This is a genomic window from Arthrobacter sp. GmRoot5-12, from assembly GCF_059739365.1.
On record NZ_AP046056.1, the window covers coordinates 192,659 to 218,151 of the forward strand.

22 protein-coding genes and 1 rRNA gene are annotated in these 25,493 nt (G+C 66.5%); 7 read left to right on the forward strand and 16 right to left on the reverse strand.

What is annotated here, in order from left to right; translation table 11 throughout:
* Nucleotides 1-110 precede the first annotated feature (110 nt).
* The 4 genes from scpB to AC6JAM_RS00880 form a co-directional block, all read right to left on the reverse strand.
* Nucleotides 111-836: an SMC-Scp complex subunit ScpB gene (gene scpB / locus AC6JAM_RS00865; RefSeq protein ID WP_497933789.1), complete on the reverse strand. Its 726-nt coding sequence runs from the start codon at nucleotides 834-836 to the stop codon at nucleotides 111-113.
* Nucleotides 833-1,648 carry a segregation and condensation protein A gene (locus tag AC6JAM_RS00870; RefSeq protein ID WP_018772021.1) on the reverse strand — a complete coding sequence of 272 codons (816 nt, stop codon included), beginning with the start codon at nucleotides 1,646-1,648 and terminating at the stop codon, nucleotides 833-835. The genes scpB and AC6JAM_RS00870 overlap by 4 nt, the downstream gene beginning before the upstream one ends.
* A gap of 7 nt (nucleotides 1,649-1,655) precedes the next feature.
* Nucleotides 1,656-2,555: a ParA family protein gene (locus AC6JAM_RS00875; RefSeq protein ID WP_026266195.1), complete on the reverse strand. Its 900-nt coding sequence runs from the start codon at nucleotides 2,553-2,555 to the stop codon at nucleotides 1,656-1,658.
* A 243-nt stretch (nucleotides 2,556-2,798) separates the two neighbouring features.
* A complete protein-coding gene (locus AC6JAM_RS00880; RefSeq protein WP_018772019.1) occupies nucleotides 2,799-4,145 on the reverse strand; it encodes a C4-dicarboxylate transporter DctA in 1,347 nt (448 codons plus the stop codon).
* Between the two features lie 158 nt (nucleotides 4,146-4,303).
* Between AC6JAM_RS00880 and AC6JAM_RS00885 the strand changes: the two genes are divergently transcribed.
* Nucleotides 4,304-5,938, forward strand: a complete 1,635-nt coding sequence (locus AC6JAM_RS00885; RefSeq protein ID WP_018772018.1) for a sensor histidine kinase — start codon at nucleotides 4,304-4,306, stop codon at nucleotides 5,936-5,938.
* Nucleotides 5,935-6,648 (forward strand): response regulator, encoded by a 714-nt coding sequence (locus AC6JAM_RS00890; protein ID WP_018772017.1) that lies wholly within the window; start codon nucleotides 5,935-5,937, stop codon nucleotides 6,646-6,648. The genes AC6JAM_RS00885 and AC6JAM_RS00890 overlap by 4 nt, the downstream gene beginning before the upstream one ends.
* Nucleotides 6,649-6,687: 39 nt before the next feature.
* Here the strand turns inward: AC6JAM_RS00890 and AC6JAM_RS00895 are convergent, their stop codons facing one another.
* The gene (locus AC6JAM_RS00895; RefSeq protein WP_497933790.1) at nucleotides 6,688-8,592 is read right to left on the reverse strand and encodes a propionyl-CoA synthetase; all 1,905 of its coding nucleotides are present in this window, start codon (nucleotides 8,590-8,592) and stop codon (nucleotides 6,688-6,690) included.
* Between the two features lie 173 nt (nucleotides 8,593-8,765).
* On the opposite strand from AC6JAM_RS00895, the gene AC6JAM_RS00900 reads away from it, so the two are divergent.
* The 4 genes from AC6JAM_RS00900 to AC6JAM_RS00915 all read left to right on the forward strand — a co-directional run bounded on the left by AC6JAM_RS00900 (nucleotide 8,766) and on the right by AC6JAM_RS00915 (nucleotide 13,054).
* On the forward strand, nucleotides 8,766-9,422 hold the full coding sequence (locus tag AC6JAM_RS00900; protein ID WP_018772015.1) for a GntR family transcriptional regulator: 657 nt from the start codon (nucleotides 8,766-8,768) through the stop codon (nucleotides 9,420-9,422).
* Complete coding sequence (locus AC6JAM_RS00905; protein ID WP_223994707.1) at nucleotides 9,415-10,935, forward strand: MmgE/PrpD family protein; 1,521 nt, start codon at nucleotides 9,415-9,417, stop codon at nucleotides 10,933-10,935. Before AC6JAM_RS00900 ends, AC6JAM_RS00905 begins: the two co-directional genes overlap by 8 nt.
* Entirely contained in the window at nucleotides 10,936-11,838 is a 903-nt protein-coding gene (gene prpB / locus AC6JAM_RS00910) for a methylisocitrate lyase (protein WP_497933792.1), read from the forward strand.
* A gap of 76 nt (nucleotides 11,839-11,914) precedes the next feature.
* On the forward strand, nucleotides 11,915-13,054 hold the full coding sequence (locus tag AC6JAM_RS00915) for a bifunctional 2-methylcitrate synthase/citrate synthase (protein WP_018772012.1): 1,140 nt from the start codon (nucleotides 11,915-11,917) through the stop codon (nucleotides 13,052-13,054).
* Nucleotides 13,055-13,126: 72 nt separating this feature from the next.
* Here the strand turns inward: AC6JAM_RS00915 and AC6JAM_RS00920 are convergent, their stop codons facing one another.
* Nucleotides 13,127-13,609 carry an 8-oxo-dGTP diphosphatase gene (locus tag AC6JAM_RS00920; protein ID WP_018772011.1) on the reverse strand — a complete coding sequence of 161 codons (483 nt, stop codon included), beginning with the start codon at nucleotides 13,607-13,609 and terminating at the stop codon, nucleotides 13,127-13,129.
* Between the two features lie 347 nt (nucleotides 13,610-13,956).
* Between AC6JAM_RS00920 and AC6JAM_RS00925 the strand changes: the two genes are divergently transcribed.
* On the forward strand, nucleotides 13,957-14,373 hold the full coding sequence (locus tag AC6JAM_RS00925; RefSeq protein ID WP_018772010.1) for a hypothetical protein: 417 nt from the start codon (nucleotides 13,957-13,959) through the stop codon (nucleotides 14,371-14,373).
* Between the two features lie 47 nt (nucleotides 14,374-14,420).
* On the opposite strand, the gene xerD is transcribed toward AC6JAM_RS00925, so the two are convergent.
* The 10 genes from xerD to rrf form a co-directional block, all read right to left on the reverse strand.
* On the reverse strand, nucleotides 14,421-15,434 hold the full coding sequence (xerD, locus tag AC6JAM_RS00930; protein ID WP_056389686.1) for a site-specific tyrosine recombinase XerD: 1,014 nt from the start codon (nucleotides 15,432-15,434) through the stop codon (nucleotides 14,421-14,423).
* Nucleotides 15,434-16,093 (reverse strand): NUDIX domain-containing protein, encoded by a 660-nt coding sequence (locus AC6JAM_RS00935; RefSeq protein WP_488314796.1) that lies wholly within the window; start codon nucleotides 16,091-16,093, stop codon nucleotides 15,434-15,436. The genes xerD and AC6JAM_RS00935 overlap by 1 nt, the downstream gene beginning before the upstream one ends.
* 27 nt (nucleotides 16,094-16,120) lie before the next feature.
* Complete coding sequence (gene pyrG / locus AC6JAM_RS00940; protein WP_497933796.1) at nucleotides 16,121-17,926, reverse strand: CTP synthase; 1,806 nt, start codon at nucleotides 17,924-17,926, stop codon at nucleotides 16,121-16,123.
* Between the two features lie 28 nt (nucleotides 17,927-17,954).
* Nucleotides 17,955-19,694 carry a DNA repair protein RecN gene (gene recN, locus AC6JAM_RS00945; RefSeq protein ID WP_497933798.1) on the reverse strand — a complete coding sequence of 580 codons (1,740 nt, stop codon included), beginning with the start codon at nucleotides 19,692-19,694 and terminating at the stop codon, nucleotides 17,955-17,957.
* Between the two features lie 4 nt (nucleotides 19,695-19,698).
* Nucleotides 19,699-20,724, reverse strand: a complete 1,026-nt coding sequence (locus AC6JAM_RS00950) for an NAD kinase (RefSeq protein WP_142073643.1) — start codon at nucleotides 20,722-20,724, stop codon at nucleotides 19,699-19,701.
* 13 nt (nucleotides 20,725-20,737) lie between these two features.
* Nucleotides 20,738-21,553 (reverse strand): TlyA family RNA methyltransferase, encoded by an 816-nt coding sequence (locus AC6JAM_RS00955; protein WP_056389681.1) that lies wholly within the window; start codon nucleotides 21,551-21,553, stop codon nucleotides 20,738-20,740.
* Nucleotides 21,553-21,864 carry a hypothetical protein gene (locus tag AC6JAM_RS00960; protein WP_497933801.1) on the reverse strand — a complete coding sequence of 104 codons (312 nt, stop codon included), beginning with the start codon at nucleotides 21,862-21,864 and terminating at the stop codon, nucleotides 21,553-21,555. Before AC6JAM_RS00960 ends, AC6JAM_RS00955 begins: the two co-directional genes overlap by 1 nt.
* 9 nt (nucleotides 21,865-21,873) lie before the next feature.
* On the reverse strand, nucleotides 21,874-22,863 hold the full coding sequence (locus AC6JAM_RS00965) for an HAD-IIA family hydrolase (RefSeq protein WP_056389678.1): 990 nt from the start codon (nucleotides 22,861-22,863) through the stop codon (nucleotides 21,874-21,876).
* Nucleotides 22,864-22,868: 5 nt separating this feature from the next.
* Complete coding sequence (locus AC6JAM_RS00970) at nucleotides 22,869-24,791, reverse strand: tetratricopeptide repeat protein (RefSeq protein ID WP_497933803.1); 1,923 nt, start codon at nucleotides 24,789-24,791, stop codon at nucleotides 22,869-22,871.
* A gap of 454 nt (nucleotides 24,792-25,245) precedes the next feature.
* A 5S ribosomal RNA gene (gene rrf / locus AC6JAM_RS00975) occupies nucleotides 25,246-25,362 on the reverse strand.
* Nucleotides 25,363-25,493 lie beyond the last annotated feature (131 nt).

Genomic DNA, 25,493 nt, shown 5'->3' on the forward strand with positions numbered 1-25,493 from the left:
GCAGAGATGTCCAAGGACAACCCTAGCCAGCCGCGCAGACTTCGTCTGCCCTGATAGAAAACCTGATAAACAAACTGCTCATGAGACCGCTGCCGGCAGAAGGGTCCTGCCTACATGGTCCCGGCGTCGTAGAACTCTGCGATCCCGTCGAGTCCCGGAAGGTGCGGCGACAGCTGGGGCAGGTCCTCCACTGAACTGATTCCCATCCGTTCAAGGAAATAGGAGGTGGTCCGGTAGAGGATTGCGCCGGACTCGGGATCCGTTCCCGCGTCCTCGATCAGCCCGCGCTGGGCAAGCGTCCGTACGACGGAATCAACATTGACACCGCGAATTGCAGACACCCGGGCCCGGGAAACGGGCTGGCGGTACGCGATGACTGCCAGCGTTTCCAACGCCGCCTGGGTAAGCCTGGCGGTCTGCCCCTCAAGCACATATTTGCCGACAATGTCGGCAAACTCCGTGCGCGAGTAGATCCGCCAGCCACCGGCGATGTTCCGCAATTCAAAACCCCGGGGGCTGGAACCAATGCCAGTGTGGCTGGCATCCTCGATCTCCGGGGCTTTAACAGTATAGCCGTTATACTCACGCTGCAGTTCTGCCAGCAGGGAGCGGACCGCTGTGACCGTCAGGCCTACCCCGGCTGCCAGCTCTTCCTCCGTGGCGGGTTGGTCCAGGACCATGAGCACCGCTTCGAGGGCAGCCTTGGCACCGCCGGGGAGGTCGTCGAAGTCCGGGCCGTGGTCCGCGTCCTCCCGTGGCGCCGTGTCCTCCGGCTTCCCTGTGTCCTCAAGCATTGTCCCGCCTTCCACGGCCAGGTCCTGCGGCTTGGAATTCACGCCTGCTCCTCATACTCTTCGCTCAGGTTTTCCGCCGACCAGTCGCGGCCTTCGGCTGTCCAGTGGATGGCAAGCTCGGACAGCGGGGACAGCTGATCGAACGACACGGCCCGGTCCCGGAACAGTTCCAGGAGCGCCAGGAAGCGGGCCACCACCACCAGGGTGGAATCGGCGTCGGCAATCAGGGAACGGAAGGTCTGGGGCGACTCCTGTTGCAGGCGAAGCCCCATCATCCGGGCCTGTTCCTTGACGCTGACGTTGCTCCCATGCAGGTGGCCGAGTGCCACTTGCGGCGGCTGGGCGGGCGCTTTGGGCCGGAGCGCGGCCTCGGCCAGCGCGGCGAACTGTTGCGGCGTGTGTTTCCACACCAGTTCAGGGAGCATCGACGCGAAGTGCTCCTCCAGGGCCACCTGGCGTGGAAAGCGCCGGCCTTCCTGGTGCAGGGTTTCGCCCAGGATTCCTGCCACCTGCTTGAAAGCCTTGTACTGCAGCAGCCGGGCAAAGAGGAGGTCCCGCGCCTCCAAAAGGGCGATGTCCTCGTCGTCCTCCACCTCACCCGCGGGAAGGAGCCGTGCCGCCTTGAGGTCAAGCAGCGTGGCGGCGATCACCAGGAATTCGCTCGCCTCGTCCAGGGCCCACTCTTCACCGAGCCGCTGCAGTTTACGGATGTACTTGATGAACTCATCCGTGACGGTGGCAATGGCCACTTCTGTAATGTCCAGCTGGTGTTTGGCGATCAGCCCCAGAAGGAGGTCGAAGGGACCCGTGAAGTTGGCCAGCCGCACCTCGAAGCCGGGTTTGGATTCGGCCACGGCGTGGTTAGGGTGCGCCGCCGCGGGAGATCAGCTCCTTTGCCAGCCGGCGGTAGGCGTCGGCGCCCACGTGGTTTCCGGCGTAGCTGGTGATGGGCTCCGCGGCCACGGTAGCGTCTGCGAACTTGATGGAGCGCTTGATGACAGTTTCGAAGACCTTGTCGCCGAACGCCTCCACCAGACGGGTGATCACTTCGCGGCTGTGCAGTGTCCTTGCGTCGTACATGGTGGCCAGTACGCCGTCCACCTGAAGGCGAGGGTTCAGCCGGTCCTGGACCTTGTCGATGGTTTCGACCAGCAGCGCCACGGCGCGAAGGGCGAAGAACTCGCAAATGAGCGGGATGATGACGCCGTGGGCTGCCGTGAGGGCGTTGACGGTCAGGAGGCCCAGGGAGGGCTGGCAGTCGATGAGGACGACGTCGTAATCGTCTTCGACTTTCTTGAGCGCACGGTCCAGGACCTGTTCGCGCGCCACCTCGTTGACCAGCTGGACTTCCGCGGCGGAGAGGTCGATGTTGGCGGGCAGCAGGTCGACGTTCTCGACGCCCGTGTGGTGGATGGCGTCACGGATATCCACCTTGCGGTCCATCAGGACGTTGTACACCGTGAGGTCCAGCTCATGCGGGTTGACACCAAGGCCGGCGGAGAGCGCGCCCTGGGGGTCGAAGTCCACCAGGAGGACGCGGCGGCCGTACTCGGCGAGCGCCGCGGCGAGGTTGATGGTGGAGGTGGTCTTCCCCACGCCGCCCTTTTGGTTGACCATGGCGATGACGCGGGCCGGACCGTGGGAGGACAGCGGCGCGGGTTCCGGGAACTCCCGGTATGGGCGCCCGGTGGGCCCCATCACCGCGTTTTCCAGGTCGAATTCCGTGCCCTCCAGAGTTGCTGAACCCTGTTCGCTGCTCACGTATCTGTCCACACTTTCGATGACGGTGATTTCCTGCCGCTGGCTCACCAGCGCCGTTCGTTCTGCTCCCTAGGTTACAGCGCCCGACACGGCATTCGACGGAACTTGACTTTCCGCGAATGTTGAGCCTTGACCCTCTAGCTGAGGTCGAAGGTTGCTCTGCCGGGGAACGCTGCCGGGGAATGCAGGACCGCCCCCGCAGCATGGCTGCGGGGGCGGTCTCGTGGGGTGTCCTGGCGGTGGCTAGGCCTTGGCAGCCTCGCGGGCGCCCTCTTCCTTGGGTGCCATTTCGCCGTGATGGTGGACCATCATGGTTGCCTCGTCGAAAGGTTCTTCGCCGGACAGCACCCGGCCAACCTGGCCGCCGTCGATCTCCTTGACCCAGGTGCCGATCAGGACGGTGGCCACCGCGTTGCCCGTGAAGTTGGTCAGGGCGCGGGCCTCGGACATGAACCGGTCGATGCCGACGATCATGCCCACGCCGCCGAGCAGTTCGGGCTTGTGTGCCTGCAGGCCGGCCGCGAGGGTTGCAAGGCCGGCACCGGTCACACCGGCGGCACCCTTGGAGGCGATGATCATGAACACCAGCAGGGAGATCTGGGCGCCGAGGTCCAGCGGGGTGCCCATGGCGTTGGCCACGAACAGGGACGCCATGGTCAGGTAGATGGCGGTTCCGTCCAGGTTGAAGGAGTAGCCGGTGGGAACGGTGACGCCGACGACCGGCTTGGAGACGCCGAGGTGTTCCATCTTGGCGATCAGCCGCGGCAGTGCCGCTTCCGAGGACGACGTGGAGAAGATGATGAGGTACTCACGGGCCAGGTACTTCATCAGCTTGAAGATGTTGACGCCGGCAACCACCTGGAGCAGGCCGCCCAGGATCACCACGATGAACAGTGCGCAGGTGATGTAGAAGGCGATCATCAGGGTGAACATGCTGACGATGGCCTGCACGCCGGTTGCGCCCACGACGGCGGCGATGGCACCGAAGGCACCTACCGGAGCGAGCCACATGATCATGATGAGGATGCGGAACACCAGTGCCTGGCCGTAGCCGACAGCCTTGAGGATCGGGGCACCCTGGGCGCCCATCTTCTGCAGCGCGAAGCCAACCAGGATGGCTGCCAGCAGGGTGGGCAGCACGGGGACGTCACTGGGGATGATGCCCAGCAGGAAGTCCACGGTGCTGTCGGTCGCCGCCTTCTTGTTGGGGTCGTACGGCGTCAGCTTCAGGCCCTCGCCGGGGTGGATGATGTTGCCTACCACCAGGCCGATGGCCAGGGCGAAGGTTGACATGATGATGAAGTAGCCCAGTGCCAGGCCGCCGACCTTGCCGACGGTGGCTGCCTTGGCGATGGAGCCGATGCCCAGGACGATGGTGCAGAAAATGACCGGTGCGATCATCATCTTGATGAGCTTGACGAAGCCGTCGCCCAGGGGCTTGAGGGACTTGCCCACCTCCGGGAACAGCAGGCCCACCACCGCGCCGAGGACGACGGCGGCGATAACTGCGATGTAGAGGTAGTGGGACTTGTCCAGTCCCTTGCGCCGCGGGGTCGCGGTCTCGAGCGACTCTCCTCGTTGAGAAGCCATGATGTGTCTCCTTGTGGATATTCTGATAGACGTTGCGGCGCAGTCTCTGGGCTCAACACGTCCGTCCAATGTGATATCCATCATTGGGCACCCCGTGATCCAGCTCACCGTTGCGTTCATATTGGTCGCGGTATCGGCAGGGTCCAAGGGAGGCAGGCATGATCCACCGCTGGAGTATCGCCCGCCGGCTCTTCCTGGCGAACCTGCTGATCGTCGTGTCGTTTATCGCCATCGTGGGAACGGCCGCCTACGTGGACGCGCGGGACCGGACGTATGACGAAGCGGGCCGCCGGATGGAAGGCGTGGCTGCCTCCATCGCCGCCAATCCCCTGGTGCTCCAGGCTGCTGCCACGCCGGACCCGTCCGCCGTCCTGCAGCCGTATGCCAAAGACGTCACCACCGCGGCCCACGTGGACTTCATCACGATCATGGCGCCGGACCGTACCCGCTGGACCCACCCGCGGGACGAGGAGCTGGGCCGGCCCTACATCGGCTCCATCGATGAAGCACTCCGCGGCCACACCTACACCGAAGTGACGGCAGGTACGCTGGGCCCGTCGGTGCGGACCATTGTTCCGGTCAAGGATTCTGCGGGGACAGTCAAGGCCCTCGTAGCGGTGGGTGTTACCGTCCGCAGCGTCGATATCGCCTTTGCCGGGCGCCTTCCCGTCCTGCTGGCCGTCGGCATGGCCCTCCTGGTGGGCGGTTCACTGGCGTCGTGGCTGCTGGGCAGGTACCTGCGGCGGGTTACCCGGGGCTGGGGTCCCGAACAGCTGGCACAGCTGTTCGCCTACTACGAGTCGGTGCTGCACTCGGTCCGGGAAGGGCTGATCCTGATCGATGCCCGGAAGCGCGTGGTGATGTACAACGACCAGGCTGCCGAGCTGCTGGGCCTGGCCGACACCGGCAACAATGACCCCACCCGGCCCCCATCGCTGGCAGACCTTCCCCTGGACGACGAACTGCGCAGCCTGTTCGAGTCCGGGCGGACCACCAAGGACGAGATGGTCCTGACCGGCTCCCGCGTGCTGGTGGTCAACCAGGGGCCGGCCCGGGGTCCCGAGGCCCGGGGCACCCGCGGGAAGGTCCCCGTCTACGGGACCGTGGCCACCCTCAGGGACCGGACAGAAATCGAAGCGCTGGGCAACGAACTGCAGACCATGCGCACCCTTTCCGACGCGCTGCGCGCCCAGACCCACGAGCACGCCAACCGGCTGCACACCTTGGTTTCGCTCCTGGAACTCGGCCGGACCAGGGAAGCCCTGGACTTTGCAACCCAGGACCTGGCCCTGAGCCAGCAGCTGACAGATGACATGGTGAGTTCGATCGATGAACCGGTGGTGGGCGCCCTGCTCATGGGAAAGGTGGCCGAGGCCCACGAACGCGGCGTCCAGCTGGATCTCTCCACCCTGGGCTCCGGCACGGCACCCGGGGTGGCCGTCCAGGACCTGGTGACGATCCTGGGCAACCTGCTGGACAATGCCATCGATGCCGCCGCCGATGCACCCCCTCCGCGGAGGGTGGTGCTGACGCTGGAGGCCGATGAAGAAGGCCTGGACATCGCCGTCAACGATTCCGGAACGCCCATCGACCCCACCGATGCGGAAAAGATCTTCAGGCACGGATTCAGCACCAAGCCTGCGGGGGCCGGGGGCCGGGGCATCGGCCTGGCCCTGGTGCGGCAGGCGGTGCAGCGTTTGGGCGGTACGCTGGCCATCAACGGCCGGCGCGGCGCCAAGTTCGAAGTATTCCTGCCTGCAGCGGTGTCCGCGGAGAAGGAGCACAGACAGTGAGCAACATCCGGGTCCTCGTCGTCGAAGATGAGGCCATCGCTTCGGCAGCGCACGCGGCCTACGTGGGGAGGCTGGAAGGATTCGAGCTCGCCGGGACAGCCCCCGACGGCCAGTCGGCCCTGCGGCTGCTGAACGAATTCGTGGCCGCGGGAGAGCCCGTTGAACTGGTCCTGCTGGACATGAACCTGCCCGACCTGCACGGCCTGGACATCGCCCGCCGGATGCGTTCGGCGGGGATCCTGGCGGACATCATTGCGATCACCGCCGTGCGCGAACTGGCGATCGTCCGCAGCGCCGTGGCAATCGGCGTGGTCCAGTACCTGATCAAGCCCTTCACGTTCGCCACGTTCTCCGACAAGCTGGAAAATTACCGCCAGTTCCGGCAGCAGTTGGCCGGTTCCGGCGGTGGCCCCGGCAAGGGGGGCGCCTCGCAAAGCGAAGTGGACCAGGCCTTTGCCAGCCTCCGGGCGCCATCCGAACTCCCGCTGCCCAAGGGACTCTCAACCTCGACGCTCGGATCCGTCCAGGAGTTCCTCCGGGGGCAGCCCGAAGCAGTGTCCGCCACGGAGGTCATGGACGCCCTGGGGATGTCGCGCGTGACGGCTCGGCGCTACCTTGAGTACCTGGCCGATGCGGGAACAGTTTCCCGGACCGCCCGCTACGGCACCCCCGGCAGGCCGGAGAACGAATACCGCTGGAACACCCGCTGAGCCGCTCGGGGTTGGACGTGCGCGCCCCGGCCATGCGCCTCAGCCAGCCTCCGCCTCCCCCGCCCGGAGTGCTCCGATCAATTGATCGATGACGCCTGGATCCTCGATGGTGGACGGAACGGTGTACTCCTCGCCGTCCGCTATCTGGCGCATGGTCTTGCGGAGGATCTTCCCCGAACGGGTCTTGGGCAGTGCATCCACCACTGTCACCTGTTTGAAGTCCGCAACCGCACCAATGTCCCGCCGGACCAGTGCCACTAGATCCTTGGCCAGGACGTCTTCGGCGATGTCCACCCCGGTTTTGAGCACGACGTAGCCGCTGGGACGCTGGCCCTTCACGGGGTCGGCGAGGCCGATCACGGCGCACTCCGCAACGGCCGGATGCTGGCCGATCACCTGTTCCATGGCGCCGGTTGAGAGCCTGTGGCCGGCAACATTGATGATGTCGTCCGTACGGCCCATGACAAAGATGTACCCGTCCCGGTCCTGGTAACCCGAATCGCCGGTGGCGTAGCAGCCCTCGAAAGCCTGAAGGTAGGAAGAGATGTAGCGCTCATCATTTTGCCACAGCGTTGTGAGGGTGCCCGGCGGCAGCGGCAGTCCAAGCACGATGTTGCCCTCGGTGCCGGGTTCCACCTCTCCGCCTGCGCCGTCGAGGATCTGCAGCCGGAACCCGGGCATGGGCACGCTCGGGGAGCCGGCCTTGATGGGCAACTGCTCCAGGCCACGCGGGTTGGCACAAATGGCCCACCCGGTCTCGGTCTGCCACCAGTGGTCCACCACCGGCACGCCGAGGGCCCGTGATGCCCAATGGAAAGTGTCCGTGTCCAGCCTCTCGCCGGCAGTGAACAGGGTCCGCAGGCTGGAGATGTCGTACTTCCGCAGCAGCGACGCCGCCGGATCCGCCTTGCGGATGGCCCGGAGTGCCGTGGGCGCAGTGAAGAGCACATTGACCCTGTGGTCCCGGACCACGCGCCAGAATGCGCCGGCATCCGGGGTGCCTACGGGCTTGCCCTCGTACATCACCGTGGTGGCGCCGGCCAGCAGCGGGCCATAGACAATGTAGGAGTGCCCCACTACCCAGCCTACGTCTGACGCGGTCCACATCACGTCGCCCGGACCGACGTCGTAAATGTTCTCCAGGGTCCAGCGCAGGGCGACGGCGTGACCGCCGTTGTCCCGCACCACTCCCTTTGGCGTGCCGGTGGTTCCGGATGTGTAGAGGATGTAGAGCGGATCGGTGGCCTTCACCTCAACGGGAGCGGCAGGCTCTGCGGAAGCCATTTCCGTGTCCCAGTCCAGCCAGCCCGCATGGTCCGCAGCCTTGGACGCGAATCCGTCGCGCTCCTTGACCAATACGGGAAGGTCCGGCGTGCCCGCCAGTTCCAGCGCCTCCGCGACGGCCGGCAGATACTCAATGCGGCGGGCGGGTTCGATCCCGCCCGAAGCGGTCACCACCGCCGTGGGTGCGGCGTCCCGGATCCGGGCCGCGAGCTCCTTGGGCGCAAAGCCGCCGAAGACCACGGAATGGACCGCGCCCAGCCGGGCCGACGCCAGCATGGCGATAGCGGCTTCCGGGATCATTGGCATGTAAATCACCACGCGGTGCCCCTTTCCCACGCCATGGCCGCGCAGCACACCGGCAAAGCGCGCCACGGCGTCCGTGAGCTGGGCATACGTGTAGCGGTGCCGGGTTCCCAGCATGGCCGAGTCATGGATCAGGGCCACCTGCTCCCCGCGGCCTTCGGCGATATGCCGGTCAAGGGCGTTGTAGCAGGTATTCAGTGTGCCGTCGGGAAACCAGCTGTAGAGCGGTGCCCGCGTGGAGTCCAGCGCCTGCGCCGGAGGAGAGCTCCAGGCGATGTTTCCCGCGGCCTCCAGCCAAAAGTCGTCGGGCTCTTCGATGCTGCGCCGGTAACTGTCCCGATAGCCGGTGGTGACCATAACGTAATCCCGTCCACGACGTTGTGATGCAGCTCATGCTAGCTGGCGGAGTTAACCACCACAAGGGTCGCTGTATACAAGGAAGTCAATTTCTGGCATATTTTCTCAAAGGTCCAGTCTTTTGAGCCCAGTTGTGTATACACTGATGCAGTCAGCCGAGGAAGGAGACGAGCATGCGCGCCAGCGACAAGGCCTATGCCGCCCTGCGCGATGACATCATCGAATGGCGCCTGGCGCCGGGTACGGTCCTTGCCGAGGTGGAACAGTCCGAGCGTCTGGGCGTCTCGCGCACACCGCTGCGGGAAGCCTTGGGGCGCCTTACGGCGGAAGGCCTCACGACGGCAGGCGGCCGCGGCGTCGTCGTCACCGACATCTCCCTTGAGGACATTGACGAACTGTTCGAACTCCGCGAAACCCTTGAGGGCAGGGCGGCGGCACTGGCTGCGCGGCGCGGCGAGGCTGCGACGTTCGAGCGCCTGCAGCGCGAACTGCTCGAGGCTCCCGCATTGATTGGCGGTGACGAGCCGGCCCTGCATGACTACTACGAACTGGTGGGCCGGCTGGACACAGCAATCGACGCCGCCATCTCCAACTCCTACCTGGCCCAGGCCATGCGCAGCCTGCGCGTTCACCTGGTCCGGATCCGCCGGCTTGCCGCCGACGATGCCTGCCGGCTCACTGCCGCAGCCGCCGAGCATGCCGCCATCGCGGAGGCGATCGCGGCCGGCAACCCCAGGCTCGCCGAGGCGGCCACCATCGTCCACCTGCACCGAAGCCTCTCCCACGTCAAAGCAACCCACGCATCCCACCCGAAGGAGCACCATGGTTAAGGAACACCACGTCCGCGTCTATAAAAGCGAAGAAAACCTGCCCCGCGAGGACCAGCTGGCCTACAAAATCGCCCAGGTCGCCGCGGACCCGGTGGCTGTGTCTGACGACGTGACCGCTATGGTGATCAACCGCGTCATCGACAACGCCTCGGTGGCGATCGCTTCCCTGAACCGCGCGCCGATCGTCGCCGCCCGTGCCCAGGCGCTCACCCACGGCCCCAGCACCGGCGGCAAGGGGTCCAAGGTCTTCGGCATCGAGGACCGCGTGTCCCCGGAGTGGGCAGCCTGGGCCAATGGGGTGGCTGTCCGGGAACTGGACTACCACGACACCTTCCTCGCGGCCGACTACTCCCACCCCGGGGACAACATCCCGCCGATCCTCGCCGTCGCCCAGCACGTTGGCGCCAGCGGCCACGACCTGATCCGGGGCATCGCCACCGGGTACGAGATCCAGGTCAACCTGGTCAAGGCCATCTGCCTGCACAAGCACAAGATCGACCACGTGGCCCACCTCGGCCCCTCGGCCGCGGCCGGGATCGGCACCCTGCTTGGCCTCGATGTGGAGACCATCTTCCAGTCAGTGGGCCAGGCGCTGCACACCACCACCGCCACCCGGCAGTCCCGCAAGGGCGAGATCTCCACCTGGAAGGCCCACGCCCCGGCCTTTGCCGGCAAGATGGCCATCGAATCCGCCGACCGGGCCATGCGCGGCCAGACCTCCCCCGTGCCCATCTACGAAGGCGAAGACGGCGTCATCGCCTGGATGCTCGATGGCCCGGACGCCTCCTACATGGTCCCGCTTCCCACCCCGGGTGAAGCCAAGCGCGCCATCCTGGACACCTACACCAAGGAACATTCCGCGGAGTACCAGGCCCAGGCGTGGATCGACCTTGCCCGCAAGCTGCACCGCGAACACCCCGAGGTCACCGATCCGGCCAACGTCGAGTCAGTGCTGATCAAGACCAGCCACCACACGCACTACGTGATCGGCTCCGGCGCCAACGACCCCCAGAAATACAGCCCCACCGCGTCCAGGGAAACCCTGGACCACTCCATCCCGTACATCTTCACCGTGGCCCTGCAGGACGGGGCCTGGCACCACGTGGACTCCTACGCACCGCAACGCGCCGCCCGTCCGGACACCGTGGAACTGTGGCACAAAGTCAGCACGGTGGAAGATCCCGAATGGACCCGCCGCTACCACTCCCTGGACATCGCAGAGAAGGCTTTCGGCGGCTCGGTGGAGATCACGCTCAAGGACGGCACCGTCATCACCGACCAGATCGCCGTTGCCGACGCCCACCCGCTCGGCGCCCGCCCCTTCGCCCGGGAACAGTACATCAACAAGTTCCGCACCCTCGCCGCCGGGCTCGTGGAGGAGGCTGAGATCGAAAGGTTCCTCACCGCCGTCGAACGCCTCCCACAGCTCGCCGCCGGTGAGCTGGACCAGCTGAACATCACCGCCGCTCCCGGCGTCATCGACCTCGCGGCGGCACCGAAGGGACTGTTCTAGATGCTGTACTCAAAGACCACCCCGGAACAGAAGCGGGTCCGCTTCCGGGATCTGCTGGCCTCCGGGACCATCCAGCAGTTCCCCGGCGCGTTCAACCCGCTCTCCGCCCGGCTGATCGAGGAAAAGGGCTTCGCCGGGGTGTACATCTCCGGCGCCGTCCTCGCCAACGACCTCGGCCTGCCGGACATCGGCCTGACCACCCTGACCGAGGTAGCCACCCGGGCCGGGCAGATCGCGCGGATGACTGACCTGCCCTCGATCGTTGACGCGGACACCGGCTTCGGGGAGCCCATGAACGTGGCACGCACCGTCCAGGAACTCGAGAACGCAGGCCTGGCCGGCTGCCATATCGAGGACCAGTTCAACCCGAAGCGCTGCGGCCACCTGGACGGCAAGAACGTGGTGGACCAGGACACCGCCACCAAACGCATCAGGGCCGCGGCCGACGCCCGGCGGGACCCGAACTTCCTGATCATGGCCCGCACCGACATCCGCGCCACCGAGGGGGTGGAAGCCGCACAGCAGCGCGCCAGAGCCCTCGTCGAAGCCGGCGCCGACGCAATTTTCCCCGAAGCCATGAAGGACCTGGGCGAGTTCAAGGCCATCCGCGACGCGGTGGACGTGCCGATCCTGGCCAACATGACCGAGTTCGGCAAGAGCGACCTCTTCACCGTGGATGAACTGGCCGGCGTCGGCGTCAACATGGTGATCTATCCGGTGACGCTGCTCCGTAGTGCCATGGGGGCTGCTGAGCGTACTCTGGAATCGATCAAATCCGACGGCACCCAGGAGGCGCAGGTTCCAAACATGCTGACCCGTGCCCGGCTCTACGACCTCGTTGACTACGAGGCCTACAACCGCTTCGACACCGGCGTGTTCAATTTCCAGATTCCCGGAACATGACACCCGGCACCTGACACCCAATCGGAAGGCCGGCCTCCGCCGGACGAACAGGCTTTAGGAACAAAGGAGTTTCAGCATGGCTGAAAATGAGATCAAAAAAGGCCTTGCCGGCGTGGTGGTGGACTACACCGCCGTTTCCAAGGTCAATCCGGACACCAACTCCCTGCTCTACCGCGGCTACCCTGTCCAGGAACTGGCAGCGCGGTGCAGCTTCGAGGAAGTGGCGTACCTGCTGTGGAACGGTGAACTGCCCACCAAGGACCAGCTTGCCGAGTTCAGCGCGAAGGAACGCGCCGGCCGCGCCCTCGATCCGGTGGTGAAGCAGGTGATCGATACCCTTCCGGTCACTTCGCACCCGATGGACGTCTGCAGGACTGCTGCTTCCGTTATGGGGGCACGGCATCCCCTGACCGGGGATTCCTCCCGGGAAGCCAACATGGCCAAGGCCGTGGACCTGTTCGCCGCCATGCCCGCGGTGGTGGCCTACGACCAGCGCCGCCGCCACGGGCAGGATGTGGTGGAGCCCCGCGAAGACCTTGGCTACTCGGCCAACTTCCTGTGGATGGCCTTCGGCGAGGAGCAGGTGCCGGAGGTGGTGGATGCCTTCAACGTCTCGATGATTCTTTACGCCGAGCACTCCTTCAACGCCTCCACATTCACCGCCCGTGTGATCACCTCGACGCTCTCGGACCTGCATTCAGCCGTGACCGGTGCCATCGGCGCCCTCAAGGGTCCGCTGCACGGCGGCGCCAACGAAGCCGTCATGCACACCTTCGACGAGATCGGCATCCGGCAGGAGGAGTCCCTGGAGGAAGCAGCGGCCCGGGCCAAGGCATGGATGGAAGACGCCCTGGCGCAGAAGAAGAAGGTGATGGGCTTCGGCCACCGTGTCTACAAGCACGGCGACTCCCGGGTCCCCACCATGAAAGCCGCACTGGACAAGATGATCGCCCACTACGGCCGGCCGGAACTGCTGGGGCTGTACAACGGGCTCGAGCAGGCCATGGACGAAGCCAAGGCCATCAAGCCGAACCTCGACTACCCGGCCGGGCCCACGTACCACCTGATGGGCTTTGATACGCCCACATTCACTCCCCTGTTCGTGGCCAGCCGGATCACAGGCTGGACCGCCCACATCATGGAGCAACTGGACGCGAACTCCCTGATCAGGCCGCTGAGCGAGTACATCGGTCCGGAGGAGCGGCACCTCCCCTGACTCCTGGCAGGAACGTCCGACGGCGGCCCGGCACCCAGGTGCCCGGGCCGCCGTCGGCCGTTAATTGCCTGCTCAGTCCAGCAGGCTCTCGGATGAGGCGACTGATTCGTTGTCTGTGTGCATAGTGACCACCACGTTGATCCTTCGGCCTTCCAGAACCACCGGGAGCCAGTGGTCGGCGTCCTGCCACATGCGGTCCACGGGCAGCGTATCCACCCGGAACCACTCGGGCAGGATCTCGTCGCTGGGTGCCGGCTCGCCCTGCCAGGTCCGGGCGGTAAAGAGGGTGGTCCGCATATTCCATTCCGGGCGGGCCGGAAAGACGAAGTGGACCGATCCGGCGTCCGCCAGGTCCTCAACCCGCAGCACCACACCGGTCTCTTCCAGGACCTCCCGGATGACGGCCTGCGCGTCCGACTCCCCCGGTTCCACGTGGCCGCCGATGCCCACGATCTTGCCCCTGCCGAACCCGGTCTGTTTCAGCCCGAGGAGTACCTCGGGGCCGCCCGGCCCGTCACGGAGCAGGAAGCAAAGGGTCACAGAGGCTGTGGTCATGCCTTCAAGCCTATGGGGTCCGGGAGTTGTCATCGGGGAAGCGCCAAGGGACGCCGGATATGCCAAGCTCTAGGTGTGACTCCCGAAACAGGACACGGAATACGGCCCGCCAGGATTTCGGCCATTGACACCCGCCTGCCGGGGTGGCTGGTGCGCAACCCTTTGTATTGGGGCTGGGCCTGGGCCTGTGTCTGGACAGCGCTCATTCTTGCAGATGAGTTCGTGAACCTGGCTGGTTGGACGTGGTACCTGCTGGTGGCAGCAGCGGCCCTGCCCACGCTGCTCAGCACCCTGGCCGTTCTCCACGTGACTCCCCGGCAGCAGGTGAAAGCCGCCGGGAGTCGGTTTTGGGCCTGTTCTTCGTGCGGTTCCTGGCACTTGTTGCGGCCTTCATGGTCTGGGCCATCTCGGTGGTGTTGAGTGCGTCCATCTCAACCACTGTCCAAGCGGTGGCGGGAGACTCAGAGCGCGAGGTGACGGCTCTGGGCTTCACCCTGATGGCGGCCCTGGTGCCGCTGGTGGTAGCCGTCCTGTGGTTGGCGTTTGTCGCCCGGTGCGCCTGGTTCCTTCGGCGGCTTCGCGGCTGGCGGCAGGTGCCCACGCTCTCCCGCGTACCGAAATCCTTCCTCCGCGGCCGGCCACGGCTGCGCCGGGTGGTGATCGGCCTGGCACATCCCGGACTGATGTTGGTCGCCTGCATGGGAACTTCTGTGCTGGCTTTCCTGCTGGGGCCCGTGGAACTGACCATCGAGGCCATGTTCTAGCTGTCCGCGCGACCCTGGCGGCCGGACGTGCCCTGCCTGGCGGAACGTCAGCCCAGCGCGCGGGGATGAGCGGCCGCGTAGATTTCCCGGAGCGTATCAGCCGTGACCAGCGTGTACACCTGGGTTGTGGTCACCGATGCGTGGCCCAAAAGTTCCTGCACCACCCTGACGTCCGCGCCGCCTTCGAGCAGGTGGGTGGCGAAGGAATGCCGCAGCGTGTGCGGTGAGACGTCCCGGGTGATGTTGGCCTTCTCCGCCGCCGCCTTGAGGATGGTCCAGGCGCTCTGCCGGCTGATCCGGCCGCCGCGGGCATTCAGGAACAGCGCAGGCGTGCCCTTGCCCTTGGCAGCAAGCAGCGGCCGGCCGCGGACCAGGTAGGCGTCCAGCGCCCGGGCCCCGTAGGAGCCCAGCGGCACCAGCCGCTCCTTCGACCCCTTGCCGAACAGCCGGACAATGGCAGGCCCGGATTCCGGCCCGGCAAGAGAGATGTCATCAACGTCCAGTCCCACCGCTTCGCTGATCCTGGCTCCCGTGGAGTAAAGGAATTCAAGCAGGGCGCGGTCCCGCAGTCCGGCGGCCGTATCCGTTCCTGCCGCCTCCAGGATGCGGGTCACTTCGTCAACGCTGATGGCCTTGGGCAGCCGTTTACCTGCCATGGGTGGGTGGACGTCGCGGGCTGGATCGGCCGGCGTATAACCTTCGAGAGCCCAGAACTTGTGCAGGCCACGGACCGCCACCACCGTCCGGGCCGCGGACCGGACCCCCAGGGTGGAACCGCCGTCGGAACCGTCCGACAGGGCGCGGACGTAACCCGTGACGTGGTGCCGGGTGATGTCCTCCGGCCGGCCGCAGCCGGCTGCGGCAACATACCGGGCGTAGCGGGCCAGGTCCCGGCGGTAGGCTGCCAAGGTATTCGCTGCCAGTCCCCGTTCCACACCCATGTGCTGGAGGTAGTCGGTAATTGCACGGTCGATGGCGGAAGGTACAGGTGCCGGGGCAGCGGCAGCCTCCGCCGGGCCCGGTTCGACCGCCGGCGCTGCTTCAGCCGAAGGAGGCGCCATCAGCGCTGGCTGGGGTGGGCGGGCCAGGGGGCGTCGGCGGGGCGGAGGCCTTCATAGTCGTTGGCGCGGGCGGCAGCGGCAGCCAGGATCCCGACGACGGCGGACGGGTTGTGCAGGCGTCCGGCCAGGACGGACGCCACGGCATCATCCAGGCCAATCCAGTGGAACTCGATCTCCGCCTCCTCGTCCGTCCGTTCGTGGCGTTCGTGGTGCGGCACTTCGGTGAGGTCACGGGCCAGGTAGATACGGATGGCCTCGCTGGAGGATCCCGGGGAATTGAAGACATCCGCCAGGACGTTCCAGGTCCCGGCAGCAAGGTCCGCTTCCTCGGCCAGTTCGCGCGCCGCCCCCACTACGAAGTCTTCGCCTTCAACATCCAGCAGGCCCGCCGGAACCTCCCAGAGGTCCATGCCCACGGGGTGCCGGTACTGCTTCAACAGCAGGACCTGGCCCTCGGCGTTCATGGGCAGGACGGCTACGGCGCCGGGATGGTCGATGTAATCGCGGGTGAGGGCGTCCCCGGCGTCCGAGAGCTGGAAGGTGTCGCTGACGACATCCCAGATCCTGCCCTGGTAGACCTTCTCCGTTGACAAAAGACGGCGCGGGCTTGGTGCATCCGAAACCTGTTTGGCAGGGGTGGCTTCAGGTGTACCAGGCATCGCGCCGTCCTTTGTGTGTTCTATCGACTACTTAGCGGTAACGGTACCCGATGCCGCATGTTCGCCGGCCGGGGGCACAGCCGTGTCGGCAACGCCCTCCTGGCCTGCATCCTGGCCGCCCGCGTTCCGGTGGCCTGCGTTCTGGTGGTCAAGTGCAGCCTTGACCAGGCCGGCGAACAGCGGGTGCGGGCGGGTGGGCCGCGAGCTCAGCTCGGGGTGGGCCTGCGTGGCCACGTAGTACGGGTGCACGTCGGCGGGCAGCTCAACGAATTCCACCAGCTTGCCGTCCGGGGAAGTGCCGGAGAAGACCAGGCCCTTGTCCGCGATCTGCTGGCGGTACTTGTTGTTCACCTCGTAGCGGTGCCGGTGGCGTTCGCTCACGGTGGTCTTGCCGTAGGTTCCGGCGATGACCGAGCCTTCATCCAGTTTGGCTTCGTACAGTCCAAGGCGCATGGTGCCGCCCAGGTCGCCGCGGCCTTCCACGTACTCCAGCTGCTCCTCCATGGTGGCGATCACCGGGTACTTGGAGTCCGGCTCGAATTCGCTGGAGGAGGCACCCTCCAGGCCCACCACGTTGCGGGCGTACTCGATCACCATGCACTGCAGGCCGAGGCACAGGCCCAGCACGGGCAGCTTGGTTTCGCGGGCAAACTTCAGGGCGCCGAGCTTGCCTTCGAGTCCACGGATGCCGAAGCCGCCGGGAACGCAGATGGCGTCCACGCCGTCGAGGGCCTTGACGGCGCCTTCGAGGGTCTCGCATTCGTCGGACGGGACCCAGCGGATCTTGACCTTGGCCTCGTTGGCGAAGCCGCCGGCACGCAGCGCTTCGGTGACCGAGAGGTAGGCGTCAGGCAGGTCGATGTACTTGCCCACCAGGGCAATCTCGACGTGGTGCTTGGGGTTGTGGACGGCTTCAAGCAGCTTGTCCCAGCTGGTCCAGTCAACGTCTTTGAAGGGCAGGTCAAGGGCCCGGACGATGTAGGAGTCAAGGCCCTGTCCGTGCAGGGTCTTGGGGATGTCGTAGATGCTGGGGGCGTCCGCGGCGTTCACTACGGCGTCGATATCGACGTCACACATGCGGCCGATCTTCTCCCGCATGGCCTCCGGCACTTCACGGTCCGAACGGATCACGATCGCCTCGGGCTGGATGCCGATGGACCGCAGCGCGGCCACGGAGTGCTGGGTGGGCTTGGTCTTCAGCTCCTGCGAGGGGCCAATGTACGGCACCAGGGAGACGTGCAGGAAGAACACGTTTCCGCGGCCGATGTCCTGGCGGACCTGGCGGGCCGATTCGAGGAACGGCTGGGATTCGATGTCGCCAACGGTGCCGCCGATTTCGGTGATGATGACGTCCGGGGCGTTCTTGCCCTCGGCGGGCAAACGCATGCGGCGCTTGATCTCATCCGTGATGTGCGGGATGACCTGGACGGTGTCCCCCAGGTACTCGCCGCGGCGTTCCTTGGCAATCACCGTGGAGTACACCTGGCCGGTGGTGACGTTCGCGGACCCCTCGAGGTTTTCATCAAGGAAGCGCTCGTAGTGCCCGATGTCCAGGTCCGTTTCGGCGCCGTCGTCTGTGACGAAGACCTCGCCGTGCTGGAAGGGGTTCATTGTGCCCGGATCCACGTTCAGGTAGGGATCGAGCTTCTGCATTGTCACGGACAGGCCGCGTGCCCGGAGCAGGTGACCAAGGCTGGACGCCGTCAGTCCCTTACCAAGCGAGGACGCCACACCGCCGGTGACAAAGATGTGCTTCGTCGTCTTGGAGGAGCCCGGGAACCGGGAATTTACACGGGAATTTGATCGCTGCACCACGGAATTCGAGCCTATCATCAATTCGTCCCTCCCGTGGTTGTCCCTGTCAGGCCCGCTGGGGCAGGAGCTTGGCGTCATCCAGGAGTTCCTGGGCGTGGGCCTGCGCGGTTTCGGAGTCTTCCTGGCCGGCCAGCATCCGGGCGAGCTCACGGACCCGCTCCGGGCCGTCGAGGAGGCGGACGTCACTGGAGGTGAACCCGGTGGCGGTGCCGCCGTCGGCTCCCCTGACGGAAGTCTTGGTGACGGTGATGTGCTGGTCCGCGAACGCTGCCACCTGCGGCAGGTGCGTGACCACCAGCACCTGCACGTGGCGTGCCAGCATGGCCAGGCGGCGGCCGATCTCTACGGCGGCGCGGCCGCCCACGCCGGCGTCCACCTCGTCGAAGACAAAGGTGGGGACGGGATCGACGGCGGCAAGCACCACTTCGATGGCCAGCATGACGCGGGACAGCTCACCGCCGGACGCCCCCTTGCCCAGCGGCCGGGCCGGGGCGCCCGAATGCGGCCGCAGCAGGAAGCTGATGTCGTCCGCGCCGTGCGGGCCCAGCTGACCGGTCGGCTCGAGGTTGATCACCAGCGTGGCATCGGCCATGGCCAGGGCCTTGAGCTCCGCACTGACGCGGCCGGACAGGTCCTTTGCGGCCTTGGCGCGGATCTTGCTGATGCCCGCTGCCTGCTTCTTCAGCTCCGCCTCGGCGCGGACCACCTCAGCGTCCAGGGCCTCGATGCGGGACGAGTCGTCCTGGAGCTCGTCGAAGCGGACGCGCGCCTGCTCCGCCCACTCCAGCACCTCGTCGATGGTGGGGGCGTATTTCCGGACCAGTTTGGCCAGCGCAGCGCGCCGGTCCTCGATCTCGGCGAGCCGCTCCGGGCCCTCGGAGTCCAGGCTGGCCTGGTAGCTGGCCAGCTCGGCAGCGATGTCAGTAAGCAGGAAGCCCACCTCGGCCAGCCGGGCGGCTGCGGAGCCCAGCTGCGCATCGTGCTCGGACACGTGCTCCAGGGTCCGCTTGGCGGAGTCCACCAATGTGGTGGCGTCACCGGCTTCACCAAAGTCCTCGGCAATGAGTGCCTGGTGGGCGGTGCTCGCGGCGATCCGCAGTTCCTCCACGTTGGCAAGCTTCACGGCCTCGGCCTTCAGGAGCTCATCCTCCCCCGGCTGCGGATCCACCTCGTCAATCTCGGCAAGGGCAGCCTCCAGGGATTCAGCTTCGCGGAGCCTGTCGCGGGCGGCGCTGCGGAGGTTGTCCAGCTCGGCCTGGCTGGACTTCCACCGGCCATACAGCTCCTGGTACGCGGCCAGTGGACCGGCCAGGGTGTCGCCGGCGAACTTGTCCAGGGCTTCACGCTGCGCCGTGGCACTCTTGAGCCGGATCTGGTCCGACTGTCCGTGCACCACCACCAGGGTCTCGCCGATCTCAGCCAGTACGCCCACGGGTGCAGCACGGCCGCCCAGGAAGGCACGGCTGCGTCCATCCGCACCAAGGCGCCGGGCCAGGATCAGCTCTGCGCCGCCGTCGAACTCTTCCGCCTCGGCACCGGCGTCCAGGGCACGCGCAATGGCCGGGTGGCCGGCGTCGAGCTTCAGGACTGCTTCAGCGGTAGCACTCTTGGCGCCGCTGCGGACGGCCCCGGCATCCGAACGGGCGCCCAGCAGCAGGCCAACGGCGGTGACCACCATGGTCTTGCCGGCGCCGGTTTCGCCGGTTACGACGCTCAGTCCAGGGCCGAGCCGAAGCGTTGCGTCGGTGATGACGCCCAGATCGCGGATTCTCAGTTCTTCAAGCATGGATTCACTTTGCAGTCGACGGATCGGGATCGCTGTCGGGGTTCTCCACATGCGGCACGGGCAGCGGCGGCATGGGCCGCGGCGTCCGCACAATGGGAATGGGGCCGGTGTGCACGGCGTCGGACTTGGGGACCGGCCCGCGCCAGCCGTGGATGGGCAGCTCGAACTTGCGGACCAGCCGGGCTGAGAACGGCGTCTGGTGGGTGCGGGCCAGCCGGACAGGAGTGGCGGACTTGGTCACTTCCACCCGGGCTCCCGGCGGCAGGTCCACCGAGCGCCGTCCGTCGCACCACAACACGCCCTGGGCGTCGGTCCGGCCCAGCACCTCCACCGCAAGCTTCGACCTGGGCGACACCACCAGGGGCTTGGCGAAGAGCGCGTGGGCGCTGATGGGCACAATGACCAGGGCCTCCACCTCCGGCCAGACCACCGGACCGCCCGCCGAGAACGCGTAGGCCGTGGATCCGGTGGGGGTGGCCAGCACGATGCCGTCTGAGCCGAAGGACGTCAGCGGGCGCTCGTCCACCTCGGTCACGACTTCGAGCATGCGTTCGCGGTTGGCCTTCTCGATGGCGGCCTCGTTTAAAGCCCAGGTGTGCCAAATCTTCTGGCCGCGGACCCAGACCTGGACATCGATGGTCATCCGCTCTTCAACCGTGTACTCGCGGCTGGCAACCCACTCCACGGTCTGGGCAAGGTCCGCCCGCTCGCTTTCGGCCAGGAAGCCCACGTGGCCCAGGTTGACGCCCAGCAGCGGCACATCCACCTCACGGACCAGTTCGGCGGCCCGCAGGATGGTGCCGTCACCGCCAAGGACCATGACGAGTTCCACATCGGGCAGCTGGACGTGGTCGTGGAGGACCTCCACCGGCTGGGCCAGGTGCCCAAAGAACCTTTCCATGTCCCCCAGTTCGGACTCCTGCATCACGGGGACCATGCCGGAGGCGTGCAGCAGGGCGCAGGCTTCCCAGGCGGCTTTCAGTGATTCCTCGCGGCCGGTGTGGGCAAGGACCAGTACACGCCTGCTCATCAGGTTCCGCTCTCTAGTGGTTAGGCCAGATTTGTCCGAGCAACGCAGCGGCTGCTGCCTCTCGCTCTTCGATCTTAGGCAAGTCTTTGCTGATCCTGCGTTTTATCCACAGGAAGTATTCGACGTTTCCGTCCTGCCCCGGCAGCGGACTGGCCGCCAGCCCGCAAAGGTCCAGGCCGGCGTCGAGCGCTGCCCTGGCCACCTTCTCCACGGCCATCCGCCGCTCACGCTCCGAGGTGACCACGCCGGTGCGGCCCAGGCGGTCCTTGCCGATCTCGAACTGGGGCTTGACCATCAGCACCAGGTCCCCGCCTGGTTCGGTGCAGCCGGCCAGTGGCTGGACCACGAGGGTGAGGGAAATAAAGGACAGGTCGGCGACGGTCAGCGCTGCCGGGCCGCCAATGTCTTCCGGCGCCATGTACCTGACGTTCATGCCTTCATGGACGTCCACGCGGGGGTCGTCGCGGAGGTGCGGCACCAGCTGGCCGTGTCCGACGTCGACAGCCACCACGTGCGCGGCACCCCGCCGAAGCAGGACATCGGTAAAGCCCCCGGTGGAGGCGCCGGCGTCCAGGCACCTCTTGCCCGCCACCGAAACTTGGGGGAAGGCGTCGAGGGCCCCGGCCAGCTTATGGCCCGCGCGGCTGGCGTAGCTGTCCTGGTCATCGTGTTCGACGGCGAGGTCCCGGCTGTCATCAACCTGGAGGGAGGCCTTGGCGAGGACCTGGCCACCGGAGCTGACCTTGCCTTCGGCGATGAGCGTCGCGGCATGGGTGCGCGACCTCGCCAGCCCGCGTGCCACCAGTGCCTGGTCGAGGCGAACCGGCATCAGGCTGCACCCCCGCCGGGACCGGGCAGTGTGGAGCCGGTCCCGGTGGGGGCGGTCTTTGCGGGATCAGCACCTGCTGGATCGGCGTCTGCAGGATCGGTGTCTGCGGGATCGGCGTTGAGGGCGGCCAGCAGTTCATCGTGGAGGTCGTCGTAGACGGTCCCGTGGTCCGGGACAGGGAGCCCGGGCATGTCGAAAAGCCTGGCTACGGCCTGCGCAACCCGCGGATCGGTGAGGTCCATCCCGCCTGGCTGCGGCCACTCCGGGGCCGGCTGGGCTGTCGCGTCGTCCGGTTCGGTCAGCTCGGTCATTCAACCAGTCTAGTGATCCAGCCACACCAGCTTGGGCGCCTTCGGGGCTGCGGCGTCCGGCGTCGCCGCCCACCAGGCCGCACATGCGGCCCGCCAGGAGTCGAGCTGGTCCTGGCTGCCAATGATGCCCACGGCTCCGTTGGCCACGCGCGCCGTTGACTGGCCGCACGTATACGTGCCGTCGTCGTGCGTCACTTCGGGGTACGGGCGGTGCAGGCCGGCCAGGTTTTCGATGATGTAGTTGGGCCGTTCCGCAGACCTCGCGGCCAGAATGGTTTCGCGCGTGTCGACGCCGGTCAGGACAGCAACGGTGGCAAAGCCCGCGTTGTTGCCGCCCAGGATGTCCGTGTCCAGCCGGTCGCCGACCACCAGGGGACGCTCGGCCCCGAGGCGCTTGGCTGCCGAATGGAACAGCGGAGCTTCGGGCTTTCCAGCAACCTTGGGCTGCTGCCCCGTGGCAGCAGCGACAGCGGCAACCAAGGTGCCATTTCCCGGGGCGATGCCACGCGCCTGGGGAATGGACATGTCCGTGTTGGTGGCCACCCAAAGCGCCCCGGCGGACACCACGTAGGTGGCCTCTGCCAGGTCCTTCCAGCCGATGGTTGGGCTGAAACCCTGGACGACCGCGACCGGTTCCTCCGCCTGGCTGCCCACCGGCACCAGGCCCACCAGTTCAATTTCGCGGGCAAGCGCCGTGCTGCCCGTGATGAGGATCCTGGACCCTGGTGGAAGCAGCGAGGCCAGGAGCTCGGCTGCCGCCTGCGAGGAACTGACCACCTGGTTGTCCTCGGCGGGGGCACCAAGCTCACGGAGATGCGCTGCCACCTCCGCCGGGGAGCGGGAGGCGTTGTTCGTCACATAGCCCAGGCCGATACCCAGGCCGGAGAGCTGCTGCAGTGAATCCACAGCTCCGGGAATGGCGTGGGGCCCGGCATAGACCACGCCGTCCAGGTCGGCGAGCAGTGCGTCGAAGCGGGAAACCAGTGAAACGTCACTCATGCTTGTCAGTCTTCCCGGCGTTCTTCATCATGCTGGGTGGCACCGCTGTCCTCCGCTTCGGCATCACCGGCAGCTTCGGAATCCAGCTCGTCCCGTTCCACCGAGTCCTGGTCCGATTCGGCGTCGTCGGAGACGAAGTAGTCGGCGTCCTGGTCGTCCAGGTTGCTGTCCTGGGCTGCCTCCGCTTCGGTAGCGCGGGTGCTTTCAGCTTCGGCGTCTGCGTCACCGGCGGTGGGGGTTTCAGCGGGAGCTTCGGTTTCGGCGGCGCCGGAGGCACGCTCCAGCAGCCGGCGTCGGTCAGCCTCTTCCCGTGCCTCTTCTTCCTCGTCCCAGCCGAGGTCGATGATTTCGGGTTCCTGGTCCGCACCCTGGCCCAGCGCGTTTTCTGCCACGACCGCCTGGCGGTTCCACTTTTCCGACTCTTCCTGGCGTCCCACCGCTGCAAGTGCATCGGCGTAGGCACGGAAGAGTCGCGGGCTGTAGGAGAAGGCACGGTTGATGTCCAGCTGCGGGATCTCCAGTTCCGCTACTGCCGCGTCCAGCTGGCCCAGATCGGTCCGTGCACCGGCTGCCACGATTGCCAGTTCCACCTTGCCGGGCGCGTCAAGGTCCCGGGCTTCCTCCGAGCGGGCAACATCGAGGGCACGGTCGGGGCGCCCCAGGCCACGCTCGCAGTCGGCCATCACGGGGAGGTGCACGTTGGAACCACTGATCCGGCGGAAGGTGCGGAACTCGCGGAGTGCCTCACCGTAATGGCCGGCAGCATAGGCCGTCAGGCCAACGGCCTCGCGGACGGCTGCGAGCCGTCCGCCACGACGACTGGCGGCGAGGGCGTGCTGGAAGGCAAGCTCGGGCTCGTCGTCGATAAGGCGGCCGGCCATCACCAGGTGACGGGCAACCCACTCTGCGCTCTTGGGCTCAAGGGTCTTGATCTGGTGGTGCGTGGCTCGGTCCAGTTCCTTGCCCGTGACGTCCTCATCGATCTCGGGTGAGCGTTCCCGGTCAGGGCGGTTGGCGCTGCGAAGGTCTGCGGCGTTGGGCACGCGGACAGGGCGCTCCTCCTGGCGGTCGCGGCCAAAGCCGCGGGGGCCGGAGCCGCCACGGCCTGATTCGGCCCGGGAGTCGCCGCGGTCGAAGCTGCGCGGTGCGCGATCCTGCCTGTCACCAAACGGCTTGCGGTTCTCGCCACCGAAGCCGCGGCGGTCGCCTTCGCCTTCGCGGCGCGGACGGTCACCGAAAGGCTTCCGGTCACGGTCACCACCGCCAAAGCTGCGGCGGTCGCCCTCACCGTCACGGCGCGGACGGTCACCAAAGGGCTTACGATCACGGTCGCCGAAAGGCTTCCGGTCACGGTCCCCGAAAGGCTTCCGCTCACGATCACCGAAAGGCTTCCGCTCACGATCACCCTCACCGTCACGGCGCGGACGTTCGCCAAACGGCTTACGATCACGGTCGCCGAAAGGCTTCCGGTCGCGGTCACCCTCACCGTCACGGCGCGGACGGTCACCAAACGGCTTACGATCACGGTCACCAAACGGCTTCCGGTCACGATCACCGAAAGGCTTCCGCTCACCGCCACCAGTAGCACCGGTGAAACCACGACGGTCACCCTCGCCGTCGCGGCGGGGACGGTCACCAGACGGCTTACGATCACGATCACCGAAAGGCTTCCGCTCACCGCCACCAGTACCACCGGTGAAACCGCGACGGTCACCCTCGCCGTCGCGGCGGGGACGGTCACCAAACGGCTTACGATCACGATCACCGAAAGGCTTCCGCTCACCGCCGGCCCCGGAACCGCCGCGGGAGGGGCTGTTGCCGTCGCGGTCGGAGCGGGACCGGAATCCGCGGGGATCCCCGCCGGAGTTGTTGTTGCCGCGGAACGCGCCGCGGTCGTTGCCGCGGTTGCCCCCGTTGTGCTCGGCCATATGGATTCCTCCTGTTGTGAGCCGACCACTGGCGCAACTGCAGCCGCTCGTTTCGTTTCCTACGCAACCCGAAATCAAGCGCTTCGAAGTCCGTACATCTTCATCAATTCTAGTGGAGCCGCAAAATCCCAAGGGACAGCGGGCCCCTTGGGAGCGGTATCGTGGCCATCTTCACAGGCGACGCCCAATCACATCCTGCCCGTTGCTGCGGGATGCGCCATCACATCCTGCCCGTTCGCCGGCCACGCCTCATCACTTCGTGAGAGTCTTCTGTCGTGGCGCGGGACCTGGTGACGCGTCACCGGTGAGGGGACGAAAGCTGATGGCGCGTCACCCACAAACCGCACAGGACCTGATGGCGCGTCACCGGGCCCAGGTGCGGGATCGTGTTGTGGTGTCGGTGGGTTAAATGTGGGAGGCCCCAACCTGGTGGTTGGGGCCTCGACCAATGTGTGTCCGGCGGTGACCTACTCTCCCACACCCTCCCGGGTGCAGTACCATCGGCGCTGTGGGTCTTAGCTTCCGGGTTCGGAATGGGACCGGGCGTTTCCCCCACGCTATGACCGCCGTAACCCTTGTACCCGCCCGCCCGGTGTTTTGTTCGGGGGTGGGAAGTCTGGTGGTTACAACATTGTGGTGTTGTTATTCAGTTGTGTTGGTTCCGTGCCGTGACAACCCGTGTGTTGGGGGGTTGTTGGTTGG